16 protein-coding genes are annotated in these 20,992 nt (G+C 35.7%); 7 read left to right on the top strand and 9 right to left on the bottom strand.

Annotated elements, in window-relative coordinates; genetic code table 11:
- The first annotated feature begins 12 nt into the window (after nucleotides 1-12).
- Complete coding sequence (locus Bccel_RS10190; RefSeq protein WP_036947139.1) at nucleotides 13-981, top strand: PfkB family carbohydrate kinase; 969 nt, start codon at nucleotides 13-15, stop codon at nucleotides 979-981.
- Nucleotides 982-1,124: 143 nt separating this feature from the next.
- Here Bccel_RS10190 and Bccel_RS10185 read toward each other — a convergent pair whose 3' ends face one another.
- From Bccel_RS10185 to Bccel_RS10165, 5 genes are all read right to left on the bottom strand, one after another.
- Nucleotides 1,125-2,051, bottom strand: a complete 927-nt coding sequence (locus Bccel_RS10185; RefSeq protein WP_081927398.1) for a carbohydrate ABC transporter permease — start codon at nucleotides 2,049-2,051, stop codon at nucleotides 1,125-1,127.
- Entirely contained in the window at nucleotides 2,042-2,932 is an 891-nt protein-coding gene (locus Bccel_RS10180; RefSeq protein ID WP_036947136.1) for a carbohydrate ABC transporter permease, read from the bottom strand. The genes Bccel_RS10185 and Bccel_RS10180 overlap by 10 nt, the downstream gene beginning before the upstream one ends.
- Nucleotides 2,933-3,159: 227 nt before the next feature.
- Nucleotides 3,160-4,521 carry an ABC transporter substrate-binding protein gene (locus tag Bccel_RS10175; RefSeq protein WP_036947133.1) on the bottom strand — a complete coding sequence of 454 codons (1,362 nt, stop codon included), beginning with the start codon at nucleotides 4,519-4,521 and terminating at the stop codon, nucleotides 3,160-3,162.
- A gap of 327 nt (nucleotides 4,522-4,848) precedes the next feature.
- Complete coding sequence (locus Bccel_RS10170; protein ID WP_036947130.1) at nucleotides 4,849-5,859, bottom strand: LacI family DNA-binding transcriptional regulator; 1,011 nt, start codon at nucleotides 5,857-5,859, stop codon at nucleotides 4,849-4,851.
- A gap of 149 nt (nucleotides 5,860-6,008) precedes the next feature.
- Nucleotides 6,009-6,698 carry a Crp/Fnr family transcriptional regulator gene (locus Bccel_RS10165; protein WP_036947259.1) on the bottom strand — a complete coding sequence of 230 codons (690 nt, stop codon included), beginning with the start codon at nucleotides 6,696-6,698 and terminating at the stop codon, nucleotides 6,009-6,011.
- A 156-nt stretch (nucleotides 6,699-6,854) separates the two neighbouring features.
- On the opposite strand from Bccel_RS10165, the gene Bccel_RS10160 reads away from it, so the two are divergent.
- The 3 genes from Bccel_RS10160 to Bccel_RS10150 all read left to right on the top strand — a co-directional run bounded on the left by Bccel_RS10160 (nucleotide 6,855) and on the right by Bccel_RS10150 (nucleotide 10,485).
- Nucleotides 6,855-7,580, top strand: a complete 726-nt coding sequence (locus Bccel_RS10160) for an ATP-binding protein (RefSeq protein WP_036947127.1) — start codon at nucleotides 6,855-6,857, stop codon at nucleotides 7,578-7,580.
- Nucleotides 7,581-7,655: 75 nt separating this feature from the next.
- Complete coding sequence (gene hcp / locus Bccel_RS10155) at nucleotides 7,656-9,221, top strand: hydroxylamine reductase (protein WP_036947124.1); 1,566 nt, start codon at nucleotides 7,656-7,658, stop codon at nucleotides 9,219-9,221.
- A gap of 625 nt (nucleotides 9,222-9,846) precedes the next feature.
- Nucleotides 9,847-10,485: a nitroreductase family protein gene (locus Bccel_RS10150; RefSeq protein ID WP_036947121.1), complete on the top strand. Its 639-nt coding sequence runs from the start codon at nucleotides 9,847-9,849 to the stop codon at nucleotides 10,483-10,485.
- Nucleotides 10,486-10,821: 336 nt separating this feature from the next.
- Here Bccel_RS10150 and Bccel_RS10145 read toward each other — a convergent pair whose 3' ends face one another.
- Both Bccel_RS10145 and Bccel_RS10140 read right to left on the bottom strand, forming a co-directional pair.
- Nucleotides 10,822-11,316, bottom strand: coding sequence for a hypothetical protein (locus Bccel_RS10145; protein ID WP_036947117.1), 495 nt, complete (start codon nucleotides 11,314-11,316; stop codon nucleotides 10,822-10,824).
- Between the two features lie 330 nt (nucleotides 11,317-11,646).
- The gene (locus Bccel_RS10140) at nucleotides 11,647-12,465 is read right to left on the bottom strand and encodes an ion transporter (RefSeq protein WP_081927396.1); all 819 of its coding nucleotides are present in this window, start codon (nucleotides 12,463-12,465) and stop codon (nucleotides 11,647-11,649) included.
- Between the two features lie 151 nt (nucleotides 12,466-12,616).
- Here Bccel_RS10140 and Bccel_RS10135 point away from each other — a divergent pair, with 151 nt between their 5' ends.
- Genes Bccel_RS10135 through Bccel_RS10125 form a run of 3 tightly spaced genes read left to right on the top strand, consistent with a single transcriptional unit; the run spans nucleotide 12,617 to nucleotide 14,608 of the window.
- Nucleotides 12,617-13,585: a TIGR04222 domain-containing membrane protein gene (locus Bccel_RS10135; RefSeq protein ID WP_036947114.1), complete on the top strand. Its 969-nt coding sequence runs from the start codon at nucleotides 12,617-12,619 to the stop codon at nucleotides 13,583-13,585.
- The gene (locus Bccel_RS10130) at nucleotides 13,548-14,225 is read left to right on the top strand and encodes a radical SAM protein (protein WP_160317710.1); all 678 of its coding nucleotides are present in this window, start codon (nucleotides 13,548-13,550) and stop codon (nucleotides 14,223-14,225) included. Before Bccel_RS10135 ends, Bccel_RS10130 begins: the two co-directional genes overlap by 38 nt.
- Nucleotides 14,222-14,608 (top strand): SPASM domain-containing protein, encoded by a 387-nt coding sequence (locus tag Bccel_RS10125; protein WP_050753344.1) that lies wholly within the window; start codon nucleotides 14,222-14,224, stop codon nucleotides 14,606-14,608. Before Bccel_RS10130 ends, Bccel_RS10125 begins: the two co-directional genes overlap by 4 nt.
- A 9-nt stretch (nucleotides 14,609-14,617) precedes the next feature.
- Here the strand turns inward: Bccel_RS10125 and Bccel_RS10120 are convergent, their stop codons facing one another.
- Both Bccel_RS10120 and Bccel_RS10115 read right to left on the bottom strand, forming a co-directional pair.
- A complete protein-coding gene (locus Bccel_RS10120; RefSeq protein WP_036947108.1) occupies nucleotides 14,618-15,436 on the bottom strand; it encodes a metallophosphoesterase in 819 nt (272 codons plus the stop codon).
- 178 nt (nucleotides 15,437-15,614) lie between these two features.
- Nucleotides 15,615-20,930: a stalk domain-containing protein gene (locus tag Bccel_RS10115; protein WP_050753343.1), complete on the bottom strand. Its 5,316-nt coding sequence runs from the start codon at nucleotides 20,928-20,930 to the stop codon at nucleotides 15,615-15,617.
- Between the last annotated feature and the right edge of the window lie 62 nt (nucleotides 20,931-20,992).

Here is a 20,992-nt window from a genome sequence, read left to right as displayed (position 1 = left end):
AGGTATTATGTCATGTTTGATGTAACTGCGTTAGGTGAACTATTAATTGATTTTACACCGGCAGGGTTGTCGGAGCAGGGCAATATCTGCTTTGAGAGAAATCCCGGCGGTGCACCTGCTAATGTATTAGCCTGCATTTCAAGGCTTGGAGGAAAGACCGCTTTTATTGGCAAGGTTGGAAAGGATATGTTTGGAGATTATCTGGCAGAAACATTAAAAGGATATGGTATTGATGTTTCGGGGCTCATGTTCTCAGGTGACGCCAATACCACCCTTGCATTTGTTCAGCTAAATGAAGCTGGGGACAGGTCATTCAGCTTTTACAGGAATCCTGGAGCAGATACAACCCTCGATAAAAATGAGCTTAGTTATGAGCTTATTGAAAATTCAAAGGTATTTCACTTCGGATCACTTTCATTGACTGATGAACCGGCCAGAAGTGCTACAATTGCGGCACTGGAATATGCCAGAGAAAAGGGCGTAATTATATCTTATGACCCAAATTTGCGCCCCGCACTATGGAAGAGCATGGAACACGCATTGCAGGAAATAGGCTTTGGCCTCGAATTTTGCAGGTTACTTAAGATATCTGAAGAAGAGCTGGAATTTATCACAGGCATGGGAGATTTACACAATGGAAGCCTTGAGTTATACAAGGAATACGGGATAGATGTCATATTGGTAACAAGAGGCAGTAACGGATGTTTCTATAGGCTTAAGGATGAGACAGGGCAGGTGGATACCTTTACCAGATGTAAGACGGTAGATACAACAGGAGCAGGCGATGCTTTCTTAGGAGGTTTTCTTTATTCACTGCTTAATGAGCATGATGGACAACTCCAAAACCTTAATGCGGAAGCACTACACAATATGTTGGTGTTTTCGAATGCTGTAGCTTCTTTGAGTACTACTAAAAAAGGTGCAATCCCTTCAATGCCAAAGATTGATGAGGTTCAGGCATTGATATCCGGTGGTAAATAAATTAATAGAATATTATTGCCACACATAGAAAAATTAAAGTGCTGCATTTCTACATTAGGAATGTAGCACTTTAATTTACATTTTTCAAAAATGAGAAAAGATTAACACACGCTCAAAACGGGAAGTAATATATAAATCACGCCTTAAGACTTGACGGAGCCGCCTGTAAATCCATTGTAGAAGTACTTCTGCAAGAATAAAAACGCTATTAGCGTAGGTATAATTGCGATCACAATTCCAGCACAGATAACCTGCCAGTGTGCACTAAAAGGCCCCTTAAATTTAAAAAGGGATGTTGAAACCGTTTGGAGTTCTGCCGCAGGAGTATATAAAAATGGGGTATAAAAATCGTTATATACGGCAATTCCTTTAAGTATAACAACAGTTGCGATAGCTGGCTTTAAAAGGGGGAATATAATTTTTCGGTAAATGGTGAAATAGGATGCACCGTCGAGCATGGCCGACTCATCTAATGATACTGGAATACTGGAAATAAACTGTATGAAGATATAAATTGCCATTATGTCGGTCCCAACACCAAGAATTATTGGAGCAAGACGACTGTTAAAAAGCCCTAATCCATTTATGACTTTAAATGTAGCTACCTGGGTTGTTACTGAAGGAATTAAGGTTGCAATCAGGAATGCGGACAATATAAGTTTGCGTCCCTTAAAATTAAAGCGATCTAAAACATAAGCTACCATAGTGCCGAAAATAATAGTTCCTGCAAGTACGAAAACAAGTATTATTATTGTATTGATAAAGCCGGTATTCATGTTGCCATCTGTAAATGCTTGCTTGAAGTTTTCAAAATTAAGCCAGTTTTTCGGAAATTTAAGAGGGTCGGTAGCTGCATATTCTTCTTCGGTCTTAAAGGATGCAAAGAATACCGTTAATATGGGGATTATTGCAGCTAATGAAGCTATTATCAAAGAGAGATACTTTATTACGCTTATTATAAATGAAATTATTCTCGTTGAGTCAAATATTTCCCGGGACTTTTTTGATGCCTTGGGAGAAATATATGTTTCTTTGCCCGGTATTAATGATTTTATTTTTGTTATGAGCATTCATTTTCCATCCTTTCTGCGAAGATCTTTTTCTGTATCATAGTTATGATGATAACTATTGCAAGTAATACTATACCCATTGCAGATGCCATTCCATATTTCATCCATTTAAATGCTGTTTCAACGGTTTTTATAACAAATGTTTCGCTACCGTTAGAACCTCCTGTCATAATATATGGCATTTCAAATACTGCGATTGCTCCGCTTATGGCCAGGATTGAATTTAGTTCAATTATTTTCTTTATGGACGGAAATATGATATAGCGAAATTGCTGCCATTTGTTTGCTCCGTCAAGCTCTGAGGCCTCATAAAGATCTTGTGGAATAGATTGCATTGCACCAAGAAAAAGGATGAACATGTACCCCATATATCTCCATATTGAAGCACCTACCAATGAAAAGTTAATTATCTTAGGATTGCCTAACCATAAATTTGCAAGGCTCCCAAGTCCTAATAAATTCAATATGCTGTCGAGGGTTCCATCAGGCCTGAAAAAAAACAGAAATATAAATCCTATTGCAACACCGTTTAAAAGGTAGGGGAAAAAGATAATTCCCTTAAAAATATTTCTTCCTTTTATTTTAGAGTTTAAAAGTGTTGCAAAATACAGGGCCAGGGTTAACTGTATAAAGGAGCCTATCAGATAATAAAGGCTTGTTTTAAATACTATAAAGTATTCAGGTTTTGTAAAGAGTGTGATGAAGTTTTCAAATCCCACAAATTCCTTGATTTTTGAAATACCATCCCATTTATGAAAACTCAAATAAAACAGATTTAAAGCAGGGTAATATGAGAAAATTGCCAATAACGCTAAGGGGATTGCAAGAAATGTAAGAATGATTATATTTCTTTGGGTTTTATAACTTAGCCGGGAAAACATAGATTCACCTCCGTATATAATTCCTCCAAAAAAGTTTGTTTTTAAACAAACTTTTTTAGGAATTTTTCCTTGAAAGCCCGCCGCGTTGACCAGCGAAGCTTTGCTGCTTGGCAGCGGTATGTATAAACAAGAAGACTGATGATGTAGTGACATAATAGATGGACTTACAAATATAATAATTGGGGAAGGTTACATCCCCAATTATTATTAAGTCTAACAGCAATTGATTATGCTTTTATTTTACCATCCTGGATGAGTTTTTTACGAGTATCGGACCATTTTTTGTTTAATTCTTCCATAATGTCATCGTAAGTTCTGTTCTTTTTGTTGCCTAATGCTGTCTCAACTATGTCTTTTTTAAAGTTCTCAGCCCACAGACCAACTTCACTTTCTTTATCAATAGCATCAAGCCATCCGTTTTCTCCATCTTTTGGACCATTATCAACAACCATTTCTACATTCATCATTTGGAATTCTTTTAATGTATCAGGGTACTCTGCATCTTTTAAAGGAGGAATCATTGATTCGTTATATGCAAAGTTTGATTCGTTTACAAACCACCATAGCCAAGCCTTAGCTGCTTCAATGTTTTTAGAATTTTTATTAACACAGATTTTATAGTCTCCTGCAGCTGAAGAATACATTCTACCGTCTTTTTGATATGGAAACGGCATGTAGCATACATCCTCAGGATTTTTTGCTTTGGCTTTCATCTGACCTACAGCCCATATTCCAAGAGGCATTGTAGCGATTTTACCGTCTGGAAGCATTTGTTTTGAACTTTCCCAGTCTGTAGTCATAGGGTCTTTTTCTACGAGTTTTTCTTTTACAACATCATATAAAAGTTTATATAATATGTAATGTGGAGAGCCCATTGTGAATGGTTTGTCGGTATGAGGAAGAACCTGGTTTACGAAATTTGGATCTCCTGATGTGTTAACTCTGTAGCTTTCCCATTGATTGAGTGCCCAGCTGTCCTTATAGTTTGTATATAAAGGTATTGCAGAGGTTTTCTCCTTAATCAGTTTAAGGTCTTCAATAAATTCTTCCGGTGATTTTGGAAGGCTTGCTATTCCTGCCTGCTCGAAAACCTTCTTGTTATAAACAATACCGCTGCAGCTTCCGGCAGTAGGTATACCATAAGTATCTTCACCAACATATCTGTCCTGAACAAAGTTGTATTTCTTTTCAAGCTCATTCTTTTTACCTAAAGGAATGAAGAAACTGGGAAGATCGGAATCTTTCATTTTAGCAGGCATCATCAGCACATCACCATAGTTGCTTGAATTCATACGGATTGCAATTTCGCCTTCGTAGTCGGCCATTGCTTCAAACTTAACCTTAACATTGGGGTACTTCTCATTAAATTTCTTGGCGTATTCATCCCATTTACCATTCATCATATCTGTTCTATGGTTGACGAATGTGATTTCTCCTTTAACCTCACTTGAAGGTAGAACCGCATCACCTGAGGTTTGAGGAACTTCCGACGGAGTTTGGGACGCGTTCTCGTCTTTTCCGCATCCTGAAATACCAGAAGCTAGAATAAATGCTCCTAAGGTTAATGATAAAATCTTTTTCTTATTCATTTTGCTCCCCCTTATTTGTGATTTATTTATTAGGTTAACGATTAGTTTAATGAAATTATATAACTTAAAATTTTCCATGTCAATATATTGGAAAAATTATTATTTGTGTTAATATACACGATAATTTCCTTTTATTTAATCCATTCCTTAGTAAGGACTAAAATAAATAAAAAATCGCTGTAACCAGCATATACATACTGATTTCAGCGATTTTTACTTGTAACATATAATTTTTAATTAGTTTTAATGTTTGGGAAATTGGGGTTTATGCTATACCTTAATTTCTCACGACAACAATTAAGCTTGCAAAATCGCAAGCGATTTTGTTCATTCAGAAATTATATTCTTGACCGAATGTCTATAGACAATACGTCCCTTAACCATGATTCTACCATATTTCCTGCTTTCGTTGGATATCTTTCCAAGTATAAATTTTATAGCTGTTTTTGACATTTCTTCAACATCAACTTCTACAGTGGTAAGCTGCGGCTCGGAAATAGTTGAGAACATGTCGTTATCAAAACCGACAACAGAAATATCATCCGGAACGGACTTACCCATTTCTTTAAGTTTATTTATAACATTCCGGGCTACTTCATCACAGTTACACACATATGCGGTAGGCATATCCTGAGGAAGCTTGATCTCGATATATCTGCCGTGTTCATCGCGATCACTAATAACATATTTATCGTTAAGTTTAAATCTATGCTCCAAAAGTGATTTGTAATAGCCTAAGAAGCGGTCCTGAATACTGCTGGTAGCATAGATATTACCTATGAAGCCTATATTTTTATGGCCGTTCTTAATAAGGTAATTTGTCAATTCATAGGCACCATAAAAATTATCTACAGCAATTGAATCGATTTTTGAATTTTCATCATAAAAGTCAAGAAATACTATGGGAATATCAATGTTTTGCAATGCCTCGATATAAGGTTTGCTGACCTGACCTAATATAATGAGTCCGTCAACTTTTCTTTCATAATATAGTTTCGGAAGAAACAGGTTCTCTTCATCCTGCTGGCTTAATATCTGCAATATGCCGCAATAACTGTGTTTTTCAAGTTGAACGGATATGTGTTTAAAGAAATTCAAGTAAAAGGATTGGTCTCCCATAAAGTGTTCTGCAACAATAACCCCCATGTTATAAGAACAACCATCCCGCATGGACTTAGCCAACATATTGTAACGGTAGCCCATTTCATCAGCTAACTTCTTAATTTTGTTTTTTAGTTCAATACTCACGCCGTCTTTATCATTTAAAGCTTTTGATACAGTTACCGTGCTTATCCCAAGTTTAACGGCGATGTCTTTCATCGTTATGCTTCTCTCCATTAGTATACCGCTTTCTTATAAAGATTCTTACGATTTAGCAAGATTAACGTTAACTTTAGGTTAATTGTACATTTATTTTTATACCATGTCAATAGACATATGGCGACATAGGGGCGATGGTAAAATTTAAAGACTTATAAATAAACTCTTTAAAGAAAACTTTTAAGTGCATCAACATTTAATATTTTTATTGATGACAAATGAAAATCTATAATTTCCTCATCCCTCATAAGGCACATTTCTCTTGACATAGAGGGCCGGGAAACATTTAAAAAATCTGAAAGTTCGTTTCGGTTCATAGGTAGCATAAAGGTAGTATTGCCTGCTTTTTTACTTTCTTCAAGTAAAAATTTACTTAGCTTACCCCTGATGCTTTTAATAGAAAGGTACTCTAGTTTTTTATTAAGCATTAAAGCTCTCTCGGATATTATAACAAGCATATTCTGTATAAGAGTCCTGTGCCAGGAGCACATCTTTTCACATTCCCCAATAATTTTTTCTCTTTGAAGAAAAAACACTGTGCAGGGCTCTTGTGCCTGAACATTTGCAGGCCATGCTGAGAGTTTTGAGAAAACAAGCATTTCTCCGAACATGTCTCCGGCTTTTAAAATGGCCATCATTATACGATTTCCAGCAGCGTTTTCCATACTAATTGAGGCTTCACCTTCGGCAATAATTCCTAAACTATTGAATTTCTCACCGGCTAAAGCTATATAGTCATTTTTTTTATAGCTGACAATCTTAGGGTTTATGCATTTAAGCATTGTAAGTAACTCATTTTCATCTATGCTATTAAAAAGAGGAGCTTTCTTTAAGGAGGTTAAGTACTTTTCCATAATTATAATCACATTCTTCCTAAAAGATATATTTATACTTTTATTATTTATTGCATTTTGGTATCTGAAGATACCGATTATTATTTACCATTATATTATAATCAGTTTGTAAACACAACACAGGATCCTCTGATATAAATCGAAAGGAGCAAATTAATTATGAAAAGAAAAATAATTTCTATAGATGAAGATAAATGCAACGGTTGCGGTCTTTGTATAAATGCTTGTCACGAGGGAGCACTTCAACTGGTTAATGGTAAAGCCAAGCTTATAACTGATTCATATTGTGATGGTTTGGGAGCGTGTCTTCCGGAGTGCCCTACAGGAGCCATGGAAATAATTGAAAGGGAAGCAGCTGAATTTGATGAGGAATTGGTAAAATCCCGAATGGAAGAAAAAAATGGGGAACATAAGAAAGAGGAAGTAAAACCTGTAGCCTTCGGATGTCCCGGAATGCGTGCAAAAACCATAGAAAAGAAGGAACAGCCTATGAAACAAACAGTGGAAGGACCTATTGAGTCCCAGCTCAGGCAGTGGCCTTGTCAAATAAAGCTGGTTCCTGTGAATGCACCATACTTTAATAATGCCCATCTTCTTGTGGCAGCTGACTGTACGGCTTATGCTTATGCAAATGTACATCAGGAATTTATGAAGAATAAAATTACTATAATTGGTTGCCCGAAACTTGACGATATTGATTATGCTGAAAAATTGGGAGAAATCATTAAAAGAAATGAAATAAAAAGTGTAACTGTATTAAGAATGGAAGTGCCTTGCTGCGGCGGTATAGTAGCAGCAGTAAAGAAAGCCCTCATGGAAAGCGGCAAAATGCTTCCATGGAGCGTTCATACAATTACAACCGATGGTGTTGTAATAGATGATTAAGTAGGTATATATCTTAACATTGGCAAGTTATTATAAATAAGTTAAGTGATTTATTAAAAAGGGAGGAAGTTATTTATGTCAAACATGTTTTGTTTTCAATGCGAACAGACTGCAGGAGGTAAAGGTTGTACAAATGTAGGTGTATGCGGCAAGAAACCGGAGGTAGCCAATAAACAGGATGAGCTTACTGGTGCATTAATAGGCCTTGCCAGAGCAACCAATGGGAAATCAGGTGGAAAAGAAGCTGATGAGCTTGTTATGCAAGGACTTTTTACTACTGTAACAAATGTTAGTTTTGATGGTGATAGGGTTGATGAAACAAAGGAATTGATATGGAAAGAAAAGGCTAAACACGGGGATGGACAGGATTATGATGCAGCTTCATTATGGGCTGGAGATACTGATATAGTATCATTACGATCAACATTGCTACTAGGTATGCGTGGTATGGCTGCATACGCATGGCATGCTTATGTGCTAGGTAAAGAAGACAAGGATGTTACAGAATGGTTTTATAAAGGTTTGAAAGCATTAGGAGAGGATCATACTGTAGATGAATGGTTAGGGCTCTTGATGGAATTTGGTAATATCAACTTAAAGTGTATGGCACTTTTAGATGATGCCAATACATCTGCATATGGCCACCCGGTACCTGCGAAGGTAACAACCAATGTAGAAAAAGGTCCCTTTATAGTGGTATCAGGCCATGATCTTTTGGATCTCAAACACCTTTTAGAGCAGACTGAAGGAAAGGGAATTAACATTTACACCCATGGTGAAATGCTTCCTGCCCACGGTTATCCGGAGCTTAAAAAATACTCTCATTTAAAAGGAAACTTTGGTACAGCATGGCAGAACCAGCAGAAAGAGTTTGACGGAATACCGGCACCAATATTATTTACAACAAACTGTCTTATGACACCAAGAGCCAGCTATTCCGACAGAGTTTATACCACTTCAGTAGTAGCATTTCCTGCACTTACACATATTCCTGATGGTGCAAACGGCGTTAAGGACTTTACTCCGGTTATAAATAAGGCCCTTGAACTTGGCGGATGGAGTGAAGATAAGCATTTTACTGGAATAAACGGCGGTTCAACCTTGATGACAGGATTTGCAAGGAACACTGTGCTAGGTGTTGCAGATAAAGTTATAGATGCAGTAAAAGCTGGAGCAATTAAACATTTCTTCCTTGTGGGCGGATGTGACGGTGCAAAACCTGGAAGAAACTATTATACTGATTTTGTTCAGCAGGCTCCAAAGGAGACTGTAATACTTACTCTTGCATGCGGTAAGTTCAGATTCAATGATCTTGACATAGGTGAGATCGGCGGTTTGCCAAGAATTATGGATATGGGACAGTGTAATGATGCATACTCGGCTATTCAGGTAGCAGTGGCTTTGGCAGGTGCTTTCAATTGCTCAGTCAATGAACTTCCTCTTACACTAGTGCTTTCATGGTATGAGCAGAAGGCTGTATGTATATTGCTCACATTGCTGGCATTAGGAATAAAGAATATTTATATAGGGCCTTCACTACCTGCATTCTTATCTTCAAATGTGCTGGGTGTTCTTGTTGAAAAGTTTGGTTTAAAGCCAATCAGTACACCGGAAGAAGATTTGAAAGCTATCCTTGGTTAAGGAAAATTAAAATAATATGATTAAAAATTAAAAGAATAAAAGATATAAACAGCGAACGAACTTATTAATTAAAGTTTTTTCGCTGTTTTTTGTTGGTAGATTTAATAAAATAGACATTGTTTATATTCAGATGCTTATATAATTCTTAGTTATTGCCGGAAAAAGCAATTTTATAATATTTTTTAGGGGGAGAAGACAAATGAAAAAATTATTGTACTGGTTTAATTATTTATTAACTTTGTGTTCCTTGCAGGGCTAACAGCTTATGGAGCAGATAATACTCATGACATGGCTATAAGTATACAAAATGATCAGTATATCTCGGATTATTTTACAAATGCAGATTTAACGCTATTGCAATTGAAAGTTTAAACCTTCGAAAATGTACTTTAAGGAAAATGAATGGATTATAGATGAATCAAAGGTTTATTTGAGTGACTTTACATTTAAAAGTTCTGATGAACTGGTTGCTAAAGTAGAAAATAATGGTATAATTGGACTATTAAATTAGATATTACTTTTGACATCGATTCTAGTAGGGAACAAGTATTATTTGAATTATTATCAGAATTAAAGTGATAAACATTAAAAATTCACTATATTAATAAACGGGAGATCAGAAATAATGGAAGATTTTTTAAGCCTTGCAGCATCTAGAAGAAGTATAAGAAAGTTTATGGATAAAGATATTCCAAAAGAAGATATTCAATACTTTATAAATGCCGCCGTCAGTGCTCCAAGCGGTTGTAACAGCCAATGCTGGAGATTTGTAGCTATACAGGACGTAAATATATTAAAGAGAATTGAAGAAGCTGTAACTAGAAAAGTGGAAAGTATTCTTAAGATTAAAGGTAATGATTTGCCAGATGATTACTTAGCCTCAAAGAAGAAAATGGTAAGCTTTTTTACAAAAGCACCGTTAGTTTTTGCAGTATTTATGACTAAAGCCCAATACTATGATCCGATATTTATTTCGGCACTTAAGGAAAATGGATACGACGATGACGGAATAATGAAGCTTTTTGCTAATTATGATTTGTTGTCTATTGGGGCTGCAGTGCAGAATTTGCTTCTTGCAGTACATGAAAAAGGCTATGGTGCTTGTTGGATGAATGAGCCTGCTATTTGTGGAGATGAGATAAACAAAATTTTAGGAGTTTCAAATGAGGAAAGATTTATCAGCATAATACCGGTTGGAATTCCGGCATATACTCCAAGAGGCAAAAAAATGAAGGCTATGGAAGATGTATTTAACTACTCTTAATGAGTATAGTCATAACTTTATAAACATATATAAAACGCACGCATACTTATATATTCATCATACTAATATGTAATAAGTGTATGACATAATATAAAAGAAAATACGTGCGATTTATAATTCTTTATGTGTGAAAAATTATGGTCTGATTTTGTTTTTAAATTTGGTATATGGAAATTATTTGAATGCCATAGGCCTGATTAAAATCAATTAATCTTTTACATTTGTCTTATGCAAAATACTTGATCGAAGCTTTCGTTATTTGCTTTGCCATGTATAAGACTAACAATTTTAATTAGATGTAACAAATGAAGTTGATATTAAGCCGAAATTGGGTGATTATTTTAGTAATGGCTGAATGCTTTTTTCATAGAAATCAAAGGGTATGTATTTTTTACCCAGATACGCCAAATATTTAGTGGATGCATTTACACCGTTTTTAGTAAGTGTAACTGAACCGCTGGCTTCATCAACACTGGCATTTATACCTGCAACTGCAAAATGCCTTTCTATGTCTGAGTAAAGTACATATTTTGTCTTATTAATGTAATATACTCTTAAGCCCCCTTCTTCTAATGATCCACCAGTATTAGCACTTTCAATATAAATTGTTTTGTTTTCAAACTTGATTTCTGCATTGAATAATGCTGAGGCATCTCTTAGATTCAGATATGTACTGCCATTAAGGTTTTTTGCAGCAAGCTTGACTTTTTCGCCGTTCATTATTATGGGAAATACGTTGTCTTTTACAGTAATAACACCTGCTGCCACCAGCATTAAGGAAGTGCTGCCTAAAATAAAACCTAAAACCATACCTAATATTATTTTCTTCATAAATTACCTCCTAATAATTTTAGTATAGTTGTTATATATTAAAATCATTGGTCCCTAACATTTGGCAGAGAAAATAACGAAAGCTTCAACTTGGTCAAAATCAACTTCAACCTCCATTTGGCTGAGCAGGATCTAAAAAGTTTATGGTGTTCTGATACAAATGAAGAGGGCAATTGATCTTAAAACGTATTTTGCGATAGACAAATGATAAGACTTATTGATTTTAATATTTATATATATATTATACTAAAGAAATTAGAAATTTTAAATCCTTAATATTTATAAAGAGGCATTATTTTTAAAAAAATAGGTTTGGGCTTGACATCACATTTAGTGATTTAGTTTTTTTCCGCAGTGAGGGCAGTATGAATATTTTTCTTTTTCATCTTTTTCTTTTTCATCTTTGCCTGTATTCCTGAACTCGTCAATAAATCCTGAACTTATTATACCTGTCGGAAGTGCTATAAAGCCAATGCCGACTAATGAAATAATCGCACTTATTAACCTACCCATACTGGTTACGGGGTATACATCACCATATCCTATTGTTGTCAGGGTGGCAATTGACCACCAGAAAGCTGACAATACATTAGGAAATTTATCTGGTTGAGCATCATGTTCAATTTCATACATTAATGTTGATGATATTATAAGAAACAGAAAAACAATGAAAACAGTAACAAATAGCTCATACTTTTTTTTCTGGATGACTGTCTTTAACAACTTAATAGATTCAAGGTGTCTGGTAAGCTTTAACAGCCTTAAAAGTCTCATGAGTCTAAGGACTCTTATAATTCTTGCGTCTACTCCAAAGAAAATTCTAGAGGCATAAAAGGGAAGAATGGAAAATAAGTCAACTAACCCCATGGGAGATAAAATAAACCTCATAATTGATATGAATTTATTTTTTGAAGGATATATTATATCAGAAGTCCAAATTCTAAGGATATATTCAATGGTGAATATAATTATTGAACTGGTTTCAAATATATCAAAATATATGGATGAACCAATTAGCAATTCCAAAATAACAGCAATTGTATTTAAAATGATCAATGTTACTATAAAGCCTTCAACTAGTGTGTGCAGCAGCCCGTCCTTTATATCGTCCTCAATGGCTCCTAAAACTGATAGTTTAAATTGTTTCATAAAAATTATATTCCTTATCTTTTTTAGAATATTATATCATCAATTTTAATATTTGTGTGTATTATAGGTCTACTATATATAAATACCATATTAACAGTTTGCATCAATAATGGTAGAATTATATTAACTATTAGTTTTGGAGGAAAAAATTATGCTTGAATTCATCAGAAATATAAAAGGCCCGGATTTTCTAGTTATATATATGTTATATTCAGTAGCTATAATCTTTTTATTTAAAATCCTTAATATCAGCATGAGCAACACCAGGAGACTGGCATCGAATACAAACTTAGACAGTTATTCTGTATCCATACTTAAATCAAAAAGCTCTATTCATACTTTGGCACAAACCATTGTATTCAAACTCTATGCCGATAAATATCTGGAAATGGATTCAGCTGACAAAAGCATGACTTTCCAGAAAACTTCCAAGCCCGTGGATACACTAGATCGGATTGAAAAAGGTGTTGTAGAACATTTTAATACTCCTAAATCATTCTTTTCCTTGCTTACTGATAAAAAAGTAAGCGAAGAGCTTAAATTACATGGGGAAGAAATTACAAGAAGGCTTATTGAATTAGGCTTAATGAAGTCTAAGGAGCAGTTAAGTAAAGAAAAAACTTTCAGGTCAATTGCATATATTCTTTTGGTTTCATTGGGTGTAACGAAGCTGACTATGGGGCTCATAAACAATAAACCGGTAGGTTTCCTCGTTGCGGAAATAATATTTGTGTCGATAGTGTTTTTCGTTGTAAATAAGACCTTTTATTTAACACAGGAAGGTAAAGAATACTTAAGAGCAAAAGATGTGGAATATTCATGGGTAAGAAACGGCACAAGAAATTCCAGTTTTCCATCAGGTATAAATGATGCTGTTATGGGTGCAGCTTTGTTTGGTATTGCAAGTATGTATGTATATCCTGAGTTTGGTGTTTTATCAAGATCTATAGGAATTAGTCCTTATAGTTATGCTGGTGATTCAGGTTATATTTCCTCATCTAATAGTGGAGACAACAATAACAGCGGTGGCTGCAGCAGTAACAGTGGCTGCAGTAGTAGCAGCGGTTGTGGAGGCAGTGGCTGTGGCGGTGGAGGCTGCGGCGGATGCGGAGGATCTTGATAAGATGGAGAGGTGCTCAAATGGTAGAAGGCTTACTTTACAATGGCATATAACTTCAAGATGCAATTTAAGATGTAAGCACTGCTATCAAGATAATTACGAGAATCCGGAGCTGGACTTTAATAATCTACTGGGCATTATGACGCAATATTTGGAGCTGCTGACTGCATTAAACAGGAAAGGCCATATTAATTTTACTGGCGGTGAACCTTTTTTACGGGAAGACTTTTTTGACCTGCTACGTGAATGTAAAAAGCATGCTTCACTATTCAGCTTTGGAATTTTAACAAATGGAACTTTTCTTAATAAAGAAGTAGTTGAAAAGCTAAGAATTCTTCAGCCGGATTTTCTACAGGTGAGCATTGAAGGGGATGAAGAAACACATGATGCTATAAGGGGAAGCGGAAACCTGAAGAGGGTATTAAATGCTCTTAAGCTTTTATCTGAGTTTGGTATCAAAACCCTTGTTTCATTCACAGCACACAGGGACAATTATAAAAGCTTTCCTAAAGTAGTTGAGCTATGCCGTAAACATAAGGTGTTTAAGGTATGGACAGATCGTATTGTGCCTTTTGGAGCCGGTGAAGCCCTAAAACAGCAGGTTTTAAGCCCTGAAGAGGTGTGGAGTTTTTTGTTATGATTGACAAAATAAGAAGGCAAAAGACTTTTCCATGGACACAAAACACAATTGTGGAAATGAGGCGGTCTTTGCAGTTCTTAGCTGCAGGGAATGAACCCTACAGATGCAGTGCAGGGGAGTCCCTCATAACATTATTGGAAGATGGTACTGTTTTGCCATGCAGAAGATTGCCTATAGAATGTGGGAATATAAAAGAAAATACCCTACTTAAGATTTATAATGAGAACAGGACCATGATAGGTTTAAGGGAACAAAGAAAGCCTCCAGTCGGCTGTGAGAGATGCTCATATTATTTCTTGTGCGACGGTGGGGCAAAATGTATTTCCTATGCAATGACGGGGGACCCTTTTAGCCGTGATCCAGGGTGTCCAATAAAATGGTAAATGCTTTGCTTATAAAGACTTCAAGCTTATTGCTATTATTTCAGGTCTATTGAATATCCTTACAGGGATAGCACTATTTCCAAGGCCTCTGCTTACAACAAGATTAACTCCGTTTTCAGTGTATATGCCTTTATAATACTTTGGAAAGAAACCCTGGCCTGGTGCGTATAAGCCGCCGGCAAAAGGTATAATAAACTGACCGCCGTGTGCATGACCGGATAGAACAAGATCAATTTTGCGATACTTATAGATGTGAGAGTAATTTTCAGGGTAATGAGAAAGCAATAATTTAAAAGCTTTAGTATTCTCAAGCTTATTGAGGCTTTCATCTATCGTATTGTTGTTAAATGTTGTCTCATCCAACCCTAAAATAGCAATTTTTGTATCCTTTATACTGATGTTTCCCATTTCACATCTTAAAACTTTAACTCCATTATCCTCCAGAAGTTTAAAGACAAGTTCGGATTTGCCTGACCAGTGCTCATGATTACCTGGCACATAATAAACCGGGCGGAATTTATTTAGTTCGCTTAGAAAAGATACGCTTTCTTTGATATTCTTTCCGCTTCTATCAATTAGATCGCCTGTAAAAACTATGATGTCAGGATTGTAATCCTTTACCTTACTTGTTAGCTTATGATTATTGCTGCCAAATTCTTTGCCGTGCAAATCAGAAAGATGTGCTATTTTTATTTCGTTTTGTATGTCAGGTGAATGTATCTCAATATGGGTAAGCTGTATAAAATTATTCTGAATATAGAAATAAATTAAGCATATAATCAATAAAGCAAACAATGTTATAAATGCTTTAGGCCTTTTAATTTTCATAGAATTTTACCTCTTAATTTTGTTGGAATTATTCTACCATTTATATTTATAATATACAACTAAATAGACTGAAAGCATTGTTTTAGATTAAAGGAAGGCTGATTAAAAGTTAAAATAAAAATCCGGCTATGATGAGTTGATCATCCTAGCCGGATTTTTATTATAAATTTATTTATCCTTATTTATCTATAAAAACTGTCTTCTTTGCAGCATTCCATGTGACTTTAGCACCCATGCTCTCCGATATGAACCTTGTCGGTACAAAGGTACGGCCGCCTATGACCATTGCCGGAACTTCCAGGGACGTTTTATTACCGTCAATTGATGCTTCCTTTTTATTTATGGTAAGCACTACGGTTTTACCTTCCTTCACAGCTGTTACTGTCTGGGTTTCTGAATCCCATTTTACATCTGCTCCAAGTACTTCGAATATGGACCTTAATGGTACAAGGGTTCTGCTGTATTTGATAACAGGCTGTGAATCGAATATAACAGGTCTTCCGGAAATTTGCACCTTGATACCGTTTGGATCAATGGGGGTAGATATTACTTCACCATTCGAATCTATATTTACAATCTCAGTTTTTCCTGTGTTTATGCTTTCTTTTGATTTACCGCTCTGTATTACCGTTCCCTGAGCAGTATAAGTTCCAGGACTTACAACCCTTGCTAAATATTCAAATTCTGCATAGTTGTTTTTAAAGTACGGATTGTCATAAACATAGAACTTAACTTTTTGACCGTCCATATTTCTAAAATAGTAAGGTGAGTCGGTATAGTTTTCTACTGGCTTAAGACCTGACGGTAGGTAATCAGTAATTTCATAAACTCCATCAAATGCTTTTGAACCTAAACTCCAGGTTATCTTTACTTTTACCATATCACCCTGCTTGAAATTATTTGATTTAACAGGAGTTCCGTCAATTAAAAAGTACTTTCTGTCTACAGATATTGACTTATCGGTCTTGGTGATATCGATAACATTTTCTTTAAAAATGGATACTGCAGATACATCACCTTGAACATCACTAATCCTTAAACCAGACAGGTTCGCGGATGGAAGTTCAAGCACGTAGTAGCCACCTTTGTTTAAGTTTATATTTTTTTCTTCACCATTATAGTTGTAAGTAAAAGTTGCTTCCTTAGTACTGTAATTATCAATTTCATTGATGATGAAAAGCAGCTTTTCAATACTTAACAAAACCTCTTTTGAATGATTTTTTATGCAGTACTCAAACAATCCGTTTTTCTGGGTAATCCCAAGCTTTGAAGCAAGATAAGCACATATTGAAGTAAGCTCAAGTATGTCATCCTTATCGTTTCCGGTGTCTATGAGGAAGAATGGTTTATATTCTTCAACATATTTTGAAACCCTGCTATCGTAAATCTGCTTTGCCTTATCTGTTTCACCCAGCTCACAGTATGAAAGTGCCAGATATATGCTATCCTTCAAAGAAAGGTTGTCTATAGCAGCTGCTTTTTCCAGATCTAATAGAATCGGCTCTTTTAAAGCTGCCAGCCCATATATTGCGTAAATTCTGTCTGATATGTTGCTGCTGTCTAAAAGCGTTTTGAAGTAGCTTTTTAACTTATATACATCAACATAATCTTTAACAAGGGGTGTAAGTTTTGCTGAAATCTCGCTGTTGCTTTGAGAATAGGGAAGAAGGCTAAGCCCGCCATCGGATTTCTGGTAATCTCCTAAAGTAAATGCTTCACTATAAGGCATAAACTTATAATCCTTAAAGTATTTTAACAACAAATCAGATGAAAGCTTTTGGGAAACCTTCTGGTCTATCCTGTTACCTCCGGAATAGAAACTGCTTATAAGTTCTGAAAGGAATTTTCCCTGACTTTTATCCCTGAAAATAATTCTTGTATTTCCTGATTTGCCTCCTGTTATGCCTGTATTTGGGCTAACATCAAAATAAACTGCCTTGTCAATTTCATAGTAAGATTTTACCACGTTAACAGTATGTTTTAGTGAATCTTCCAATCCGCTATTGGTAGAAGCTTTTATAATAAGATCTTGAATACCTTCAGTAAAATTCCATAACGGAATATTTACTCTTTCGAAGGCTTTGCCTGCAACAGAAACCTTTAGGTTGGGGGTTCTTGTGCTTGATACTTCAAACAACACAACATCATCTTCCTTAAGGCTATCGCCATAAGCGTTAACACCGATTACTGGTTTGTCGCCTTCAATATAAGTGGTGTTGAAGCTGTAATTTATGAAAAATGGCAGTGACACGTTCATATTTACTTTATCGCTTCCCGCATGAAGGTCCTCGGATATTGCACCGAGAGTGACTCTCCAGGATGTTACATTATCAGGGAGCTTGAATTTAATCTCTGCATGACCTGATTCGTCTGTCATAACAGATTCAAAGTGAGCTGTATCGCGAAAATCCTGCCTGACTGTCGCAGAGTTTCCTGAACTTTGACCGCCATCCATGTCTGCTTTGGCTTCGGATTTTTGTGATGATTGCTTATCTAATGTAGGCATTGCGGCTGCACCATTTTCGTCACTTCGGCCAAGTCCTCCAACATTTGATGCGAATATGTGGGATCTGGTTTCAGCACTAATGCCTGAACTAACTTGGCTGTAAAGGGTTTCCAAAAGATTTGCACTTTGGTCTGCCAGTTTTAGATATGCTTCATCAACAATACTGCTGTTTACAAAAGCTTTTACAGCCTTTCCGTTTAAATCTTTTACATTTATCTTGATTGTGACATTTTCACCAGGCTTGTATGAGTCCTTATCTAATTTAGCATCAAGGAGAAGTTTTTTGTCCTCATACTTGTATAGTGCATAAAACTCTCTTGACATATTGTATGACCTGCCGTCAAAATATACTGCCTTTATAGATACATTGGGTATATCATTTTCGGTGAAGTAGCCTTTATATAAGGGCTTGGTAGAAGTCGTATATTCTCTAATGCCGTTTTGTGCTTTAATGAACAGGTAACTTCCTTCAGGAAGATTGTCTTTACCCTTTTTAAGAGTAAGGTCTATTGATTCTCCAATGCTGTAGGAATCTTTGCCTCCGTCAAAGTTATAACCGTCATACATTGGGTAACTCTTAAATTCATAACGCTGTCCAATATAAACTTCAAAATTCATTTCCTTTCCGGAGTTATCCATACATTTTAATTCAGCTGTATAATACGAATTGTCGATTTTAGGAGCATCAAAGGCAAATGAAGCTTTACCGTCAGCTGAGGTTGTCATGGATAAATCTTTAACTGCGGTCTTTACCATTTCGTACCTGTATTTTTTTTGAGTAACTTTGTTTATAAAATCATAATATTCTCCGTCTTCCTTTTCTACCCAGGTGTTTTTATATATTGTACCTGAAATGTTTTTTCCTCCAACCGGAGTACCTAGAAAATCACTGCTATCCTTTGCGGTACCATTGTTTAACCTATCAAGAACTATCTTATTGACAGCTGCAGTGACAGTACCTTTTCCATCCTTTATTTCGCCTAATAAATCTACATTTATATCGTTAACAAAGACTGTAAGGTAGTCTGATTCGGATATTTCTCCGCTTTCGGGCAAAAGTGCACGGATATTAAGGGATACGCCTTGTTGACCCTGTGTTTTGTTCTTTAAAACCGGAGTATATTTGATGCTATAAATTCCTTTTGCATCGGTTGTACCGCTCTCAGTTTTATTGCCCCCGCCTAAGCTGTAGTCCTGTATAAAATAATTTAATTTGAGATTTGAGACCCCTGTTCCTTCAAAGAAAGATGACTTTATGCTATAATTTACTTCTTCTCCTGGGAAAACGGCTTGTTTATCCTTTGTGATATCTATTTTGTAAGATGGTTTGGTATATTTATAAACACTGACATATGTACTGGAAATTGATAAATCTTTATGTTTTATCTGGAGGTTATATCCTCCTGCATCGAGCATAGGAAGCTTAATACTGGCTTCATAAAAACCATTTGAAACATCAATGGTCTTCCTTAATATAGGGTCCTGGGATCTATAGCCATTATTAAGTTCTACTGTCAGTTCCTTTATTGTCTCTTTTTCGTACCTATTTTTCAAAAAGCCCCATAGACTTATAGTATCTTCCGGTTGATACATAGCCCTATCTGTATACAGACAGCTCCAATATTGCTCTCTTGCTTCACCGCCGTAGGAACTGCACTCAAACACTGATTTGTTTCCTTCCTTGGTAGATACTGTAATTAACTGAGGTGTGTATTTATAATCATTGCTCGGTTTTGCAAAAGGTGTATCAAATTGAGCGATACCCTTTGCATCTGAAAGGTAGGAGCCGCTTTTATCGCTATATGAGACTTTAGCACCTTCAATAGGTAATTTTGTTGACAGGTCATTTACCCAAACCAATGTCTTCGTATTACTCTTCATAATATAAGTACAGGTATCTGTGATTTGTACAAATGTTTGAAATCTCATATCATTCCAGTAGCTGTCAATTACATAATAGCCCATAGGCAATTCTTTAGGCACTGAAATATATTGAGGGTTGTCATAATCATAATCCTTTACTTCAAGAGTTTGCTTAAAGGTTTGAACGGTATCAAGATTGTCTACCGGTATAAAATTGGTATAATTACCGTTAAAAATTGCCCAATCGGGTGCTTTGAGTTTTTTATTTAGTGCATCATAAAATGAATCAAAGCTTTTATAAGCATATATTTTAGTTGAAACATCAATTGTTTTTTCTTTATAAACACGATTGTTGACATAAAAGCTTATTGGGAGCTGTGGTGCAGTATTTGTTTTATAATCATAAACATTTCTTATGTAGGATATATGGCCCTTATATTTAGTCTCATCTGTTTCTTGTGATTTTTTATAGGTTTCAAATGTAAATACATAATCTTCATCAATGGATCTTGATGTATTTTTTAGTGTTAATCCTTTTTTTATCCTTACTGTGTAGAGTATTCCCTCTTCAAGCTTTTTAGGGACAAATACAGCGGTCTTTTTGTGTATTTCAAACCTGCCTTCAACTTTTGGAGATATTTCAAAAAAGTTTCCGATATCACTAAAGTCCTCGTGGCTGAAATTGATTTCAATGCCGCTGTTTACAGGTACATTAACCGATTGATCGGTAGGAAGTGTTCCTAGTATCCTAAAGGTTTGCCTGGTCTGGAAGGACCATGTTATTTCCTTTTCAAGCTTAAGGCGGAAAATATAGAGGCTGTTTTCAAACAGAGGCCTTGATGGTGTGATGTTAAACTTTTTTGTGCCTGATGCAGTAATTAATGGTGCCGGTTCGCCATCAATTGAAAGGGCTGACTTAAGCACTTCCAATGAGACATCATTTTGAGATGAAAGGGTAAAACCTGTATCAGGTGATATACCTGTAGAATCAGTATCAACCGGTGTTAAACTAAAGCCGCTTTTAAATGTATCGGTTGTGCTGCTTCTATCTGCTGCTGTAGCGGGAATGGCTATGGATACCAGTATGCACAGCATTAATAAGTTTGAAATAATTCTTTTAAACATAGAAATCTCCTCTCTCTTTGGTACTTGGAAATCATAGTGTTGTTTTATAGCTGAATTGATAT

It is taken from the genome of Pseudobacteroides cellulosolvens ATCC 35603 = DSM 2933, assembly GCF_001262605.1.
GTDB classification, from domain to species: Bacteria; Bacillota; Clostridia; order Acetivibrionales; family DSM-2933; genus Pseudobacteroides; species Pseudobacteroides cellulosolvens.
Note: the sequence above shows the minus strand (reverse complement) of the source record. Positions and strands in the feature narration are given on the sequence as shown.

Excerpts from the sequence above, each read along its gene's own strand:
- Bccel_RS10190 (WP_036947139.1), top strand. The coding sequence starts at position 13 with ATGTTTGATGTAACTGCGTTAGGTGAACTATTAATTGATTTTACACCG.
- Bccel_RS10185 (WP_081927398.1), bottom strand. The coding sequence starts at position 2,051 with ATGCTCATAACAAAAATAAAATCATTAATACCGGGCAAAGAAACATAT.
- Bccel_RS10180 (WP_036947136.1), bottom strand. The coding sequence starts at position 2,932 with ATGTTTTCCCGGCTAAGTTATAAAACCCAAAGAAATATAATCATTCTT.
- Bccel_RS10175 (WP_036947133.1), bottom strand. The coding sequence starts at position 4,521 with ATGAATAAGAAAAAGATTTTATCATTAACCTTAGGAGCATTTATTCTA.
- Bccel_RS10170 (WP_036947130.1), bottom strand. The coding sequence starts at position 5,859 with ATGGAGAGAAGCATAACGATGAAAGACATCGCCGTTAAACTTGGGATA.
- Bccel_RS10160 (WP_036947127.1), top strand. The coding sequence starts at position 6,855 with ATGAAAAGAAAAATAATTTCTATAGATGAAGATAAATGCAACGGTTGC.
- hcp (WP_036947124.1), top strand. The coding sequence starts at position 7,656 with ATGTCAAACATGTTTTGTTTTCAATGCGAACAGACTGCAGGAGGTAAA.
- Bccel_RS10150 (WP_036947121.1), top strand. The coding sequence starts at position 9,847 with ATGGAAGATTTTTTAAGCCTTGCAGCATCTAGAAGAAGTATAAGAAAG.
- Bccel_RS10145 (WP_036947117.1), bottom strand. The coding sequence starts at position 11,316 with ATGAAGAAAATAATATTAGGTATGGTTTTAGGTTTTATTTTAGGCAGC.
- Bccel_RS10140 (WP_081927396.1), bottom strand. The coding sequence starts at position 12,465 with ATGAAACAATTTAAACTATCAGTTTTAGGAGCCATTGAGGACGATATA.
- Bccel_RS10135 (WP_036947114.1), top strand. The coding sequence starts at position 12,617 with ATGCTTGAATTCATCAGAAATATAAAAGGCCCGGATTTTCTAGTTATA.
- Bccel_RS10125 (WP_050753344.1), top strand. The coding sequence starts at position 14,222 with ATGATTGACAAAATAAGAAGGCAAAAGACTTTTCCATGGACACAAAAC.
- Bccel_RS10120 (WP_036947108.1), bottom strand. The coding sequence starts at position 15,436 with ATGAAAATTAAAAGGCCTAAAGCATTTATAACATTGTTTGCTTTATTG.
- Bccel_RS10115 (WP_050753343.1), bottom strand. The coding sequence starts at position 20,930 with ATGTTTAAAAGAATTATTTCAAACTTATTAATGCTGTGCATACTGGTA.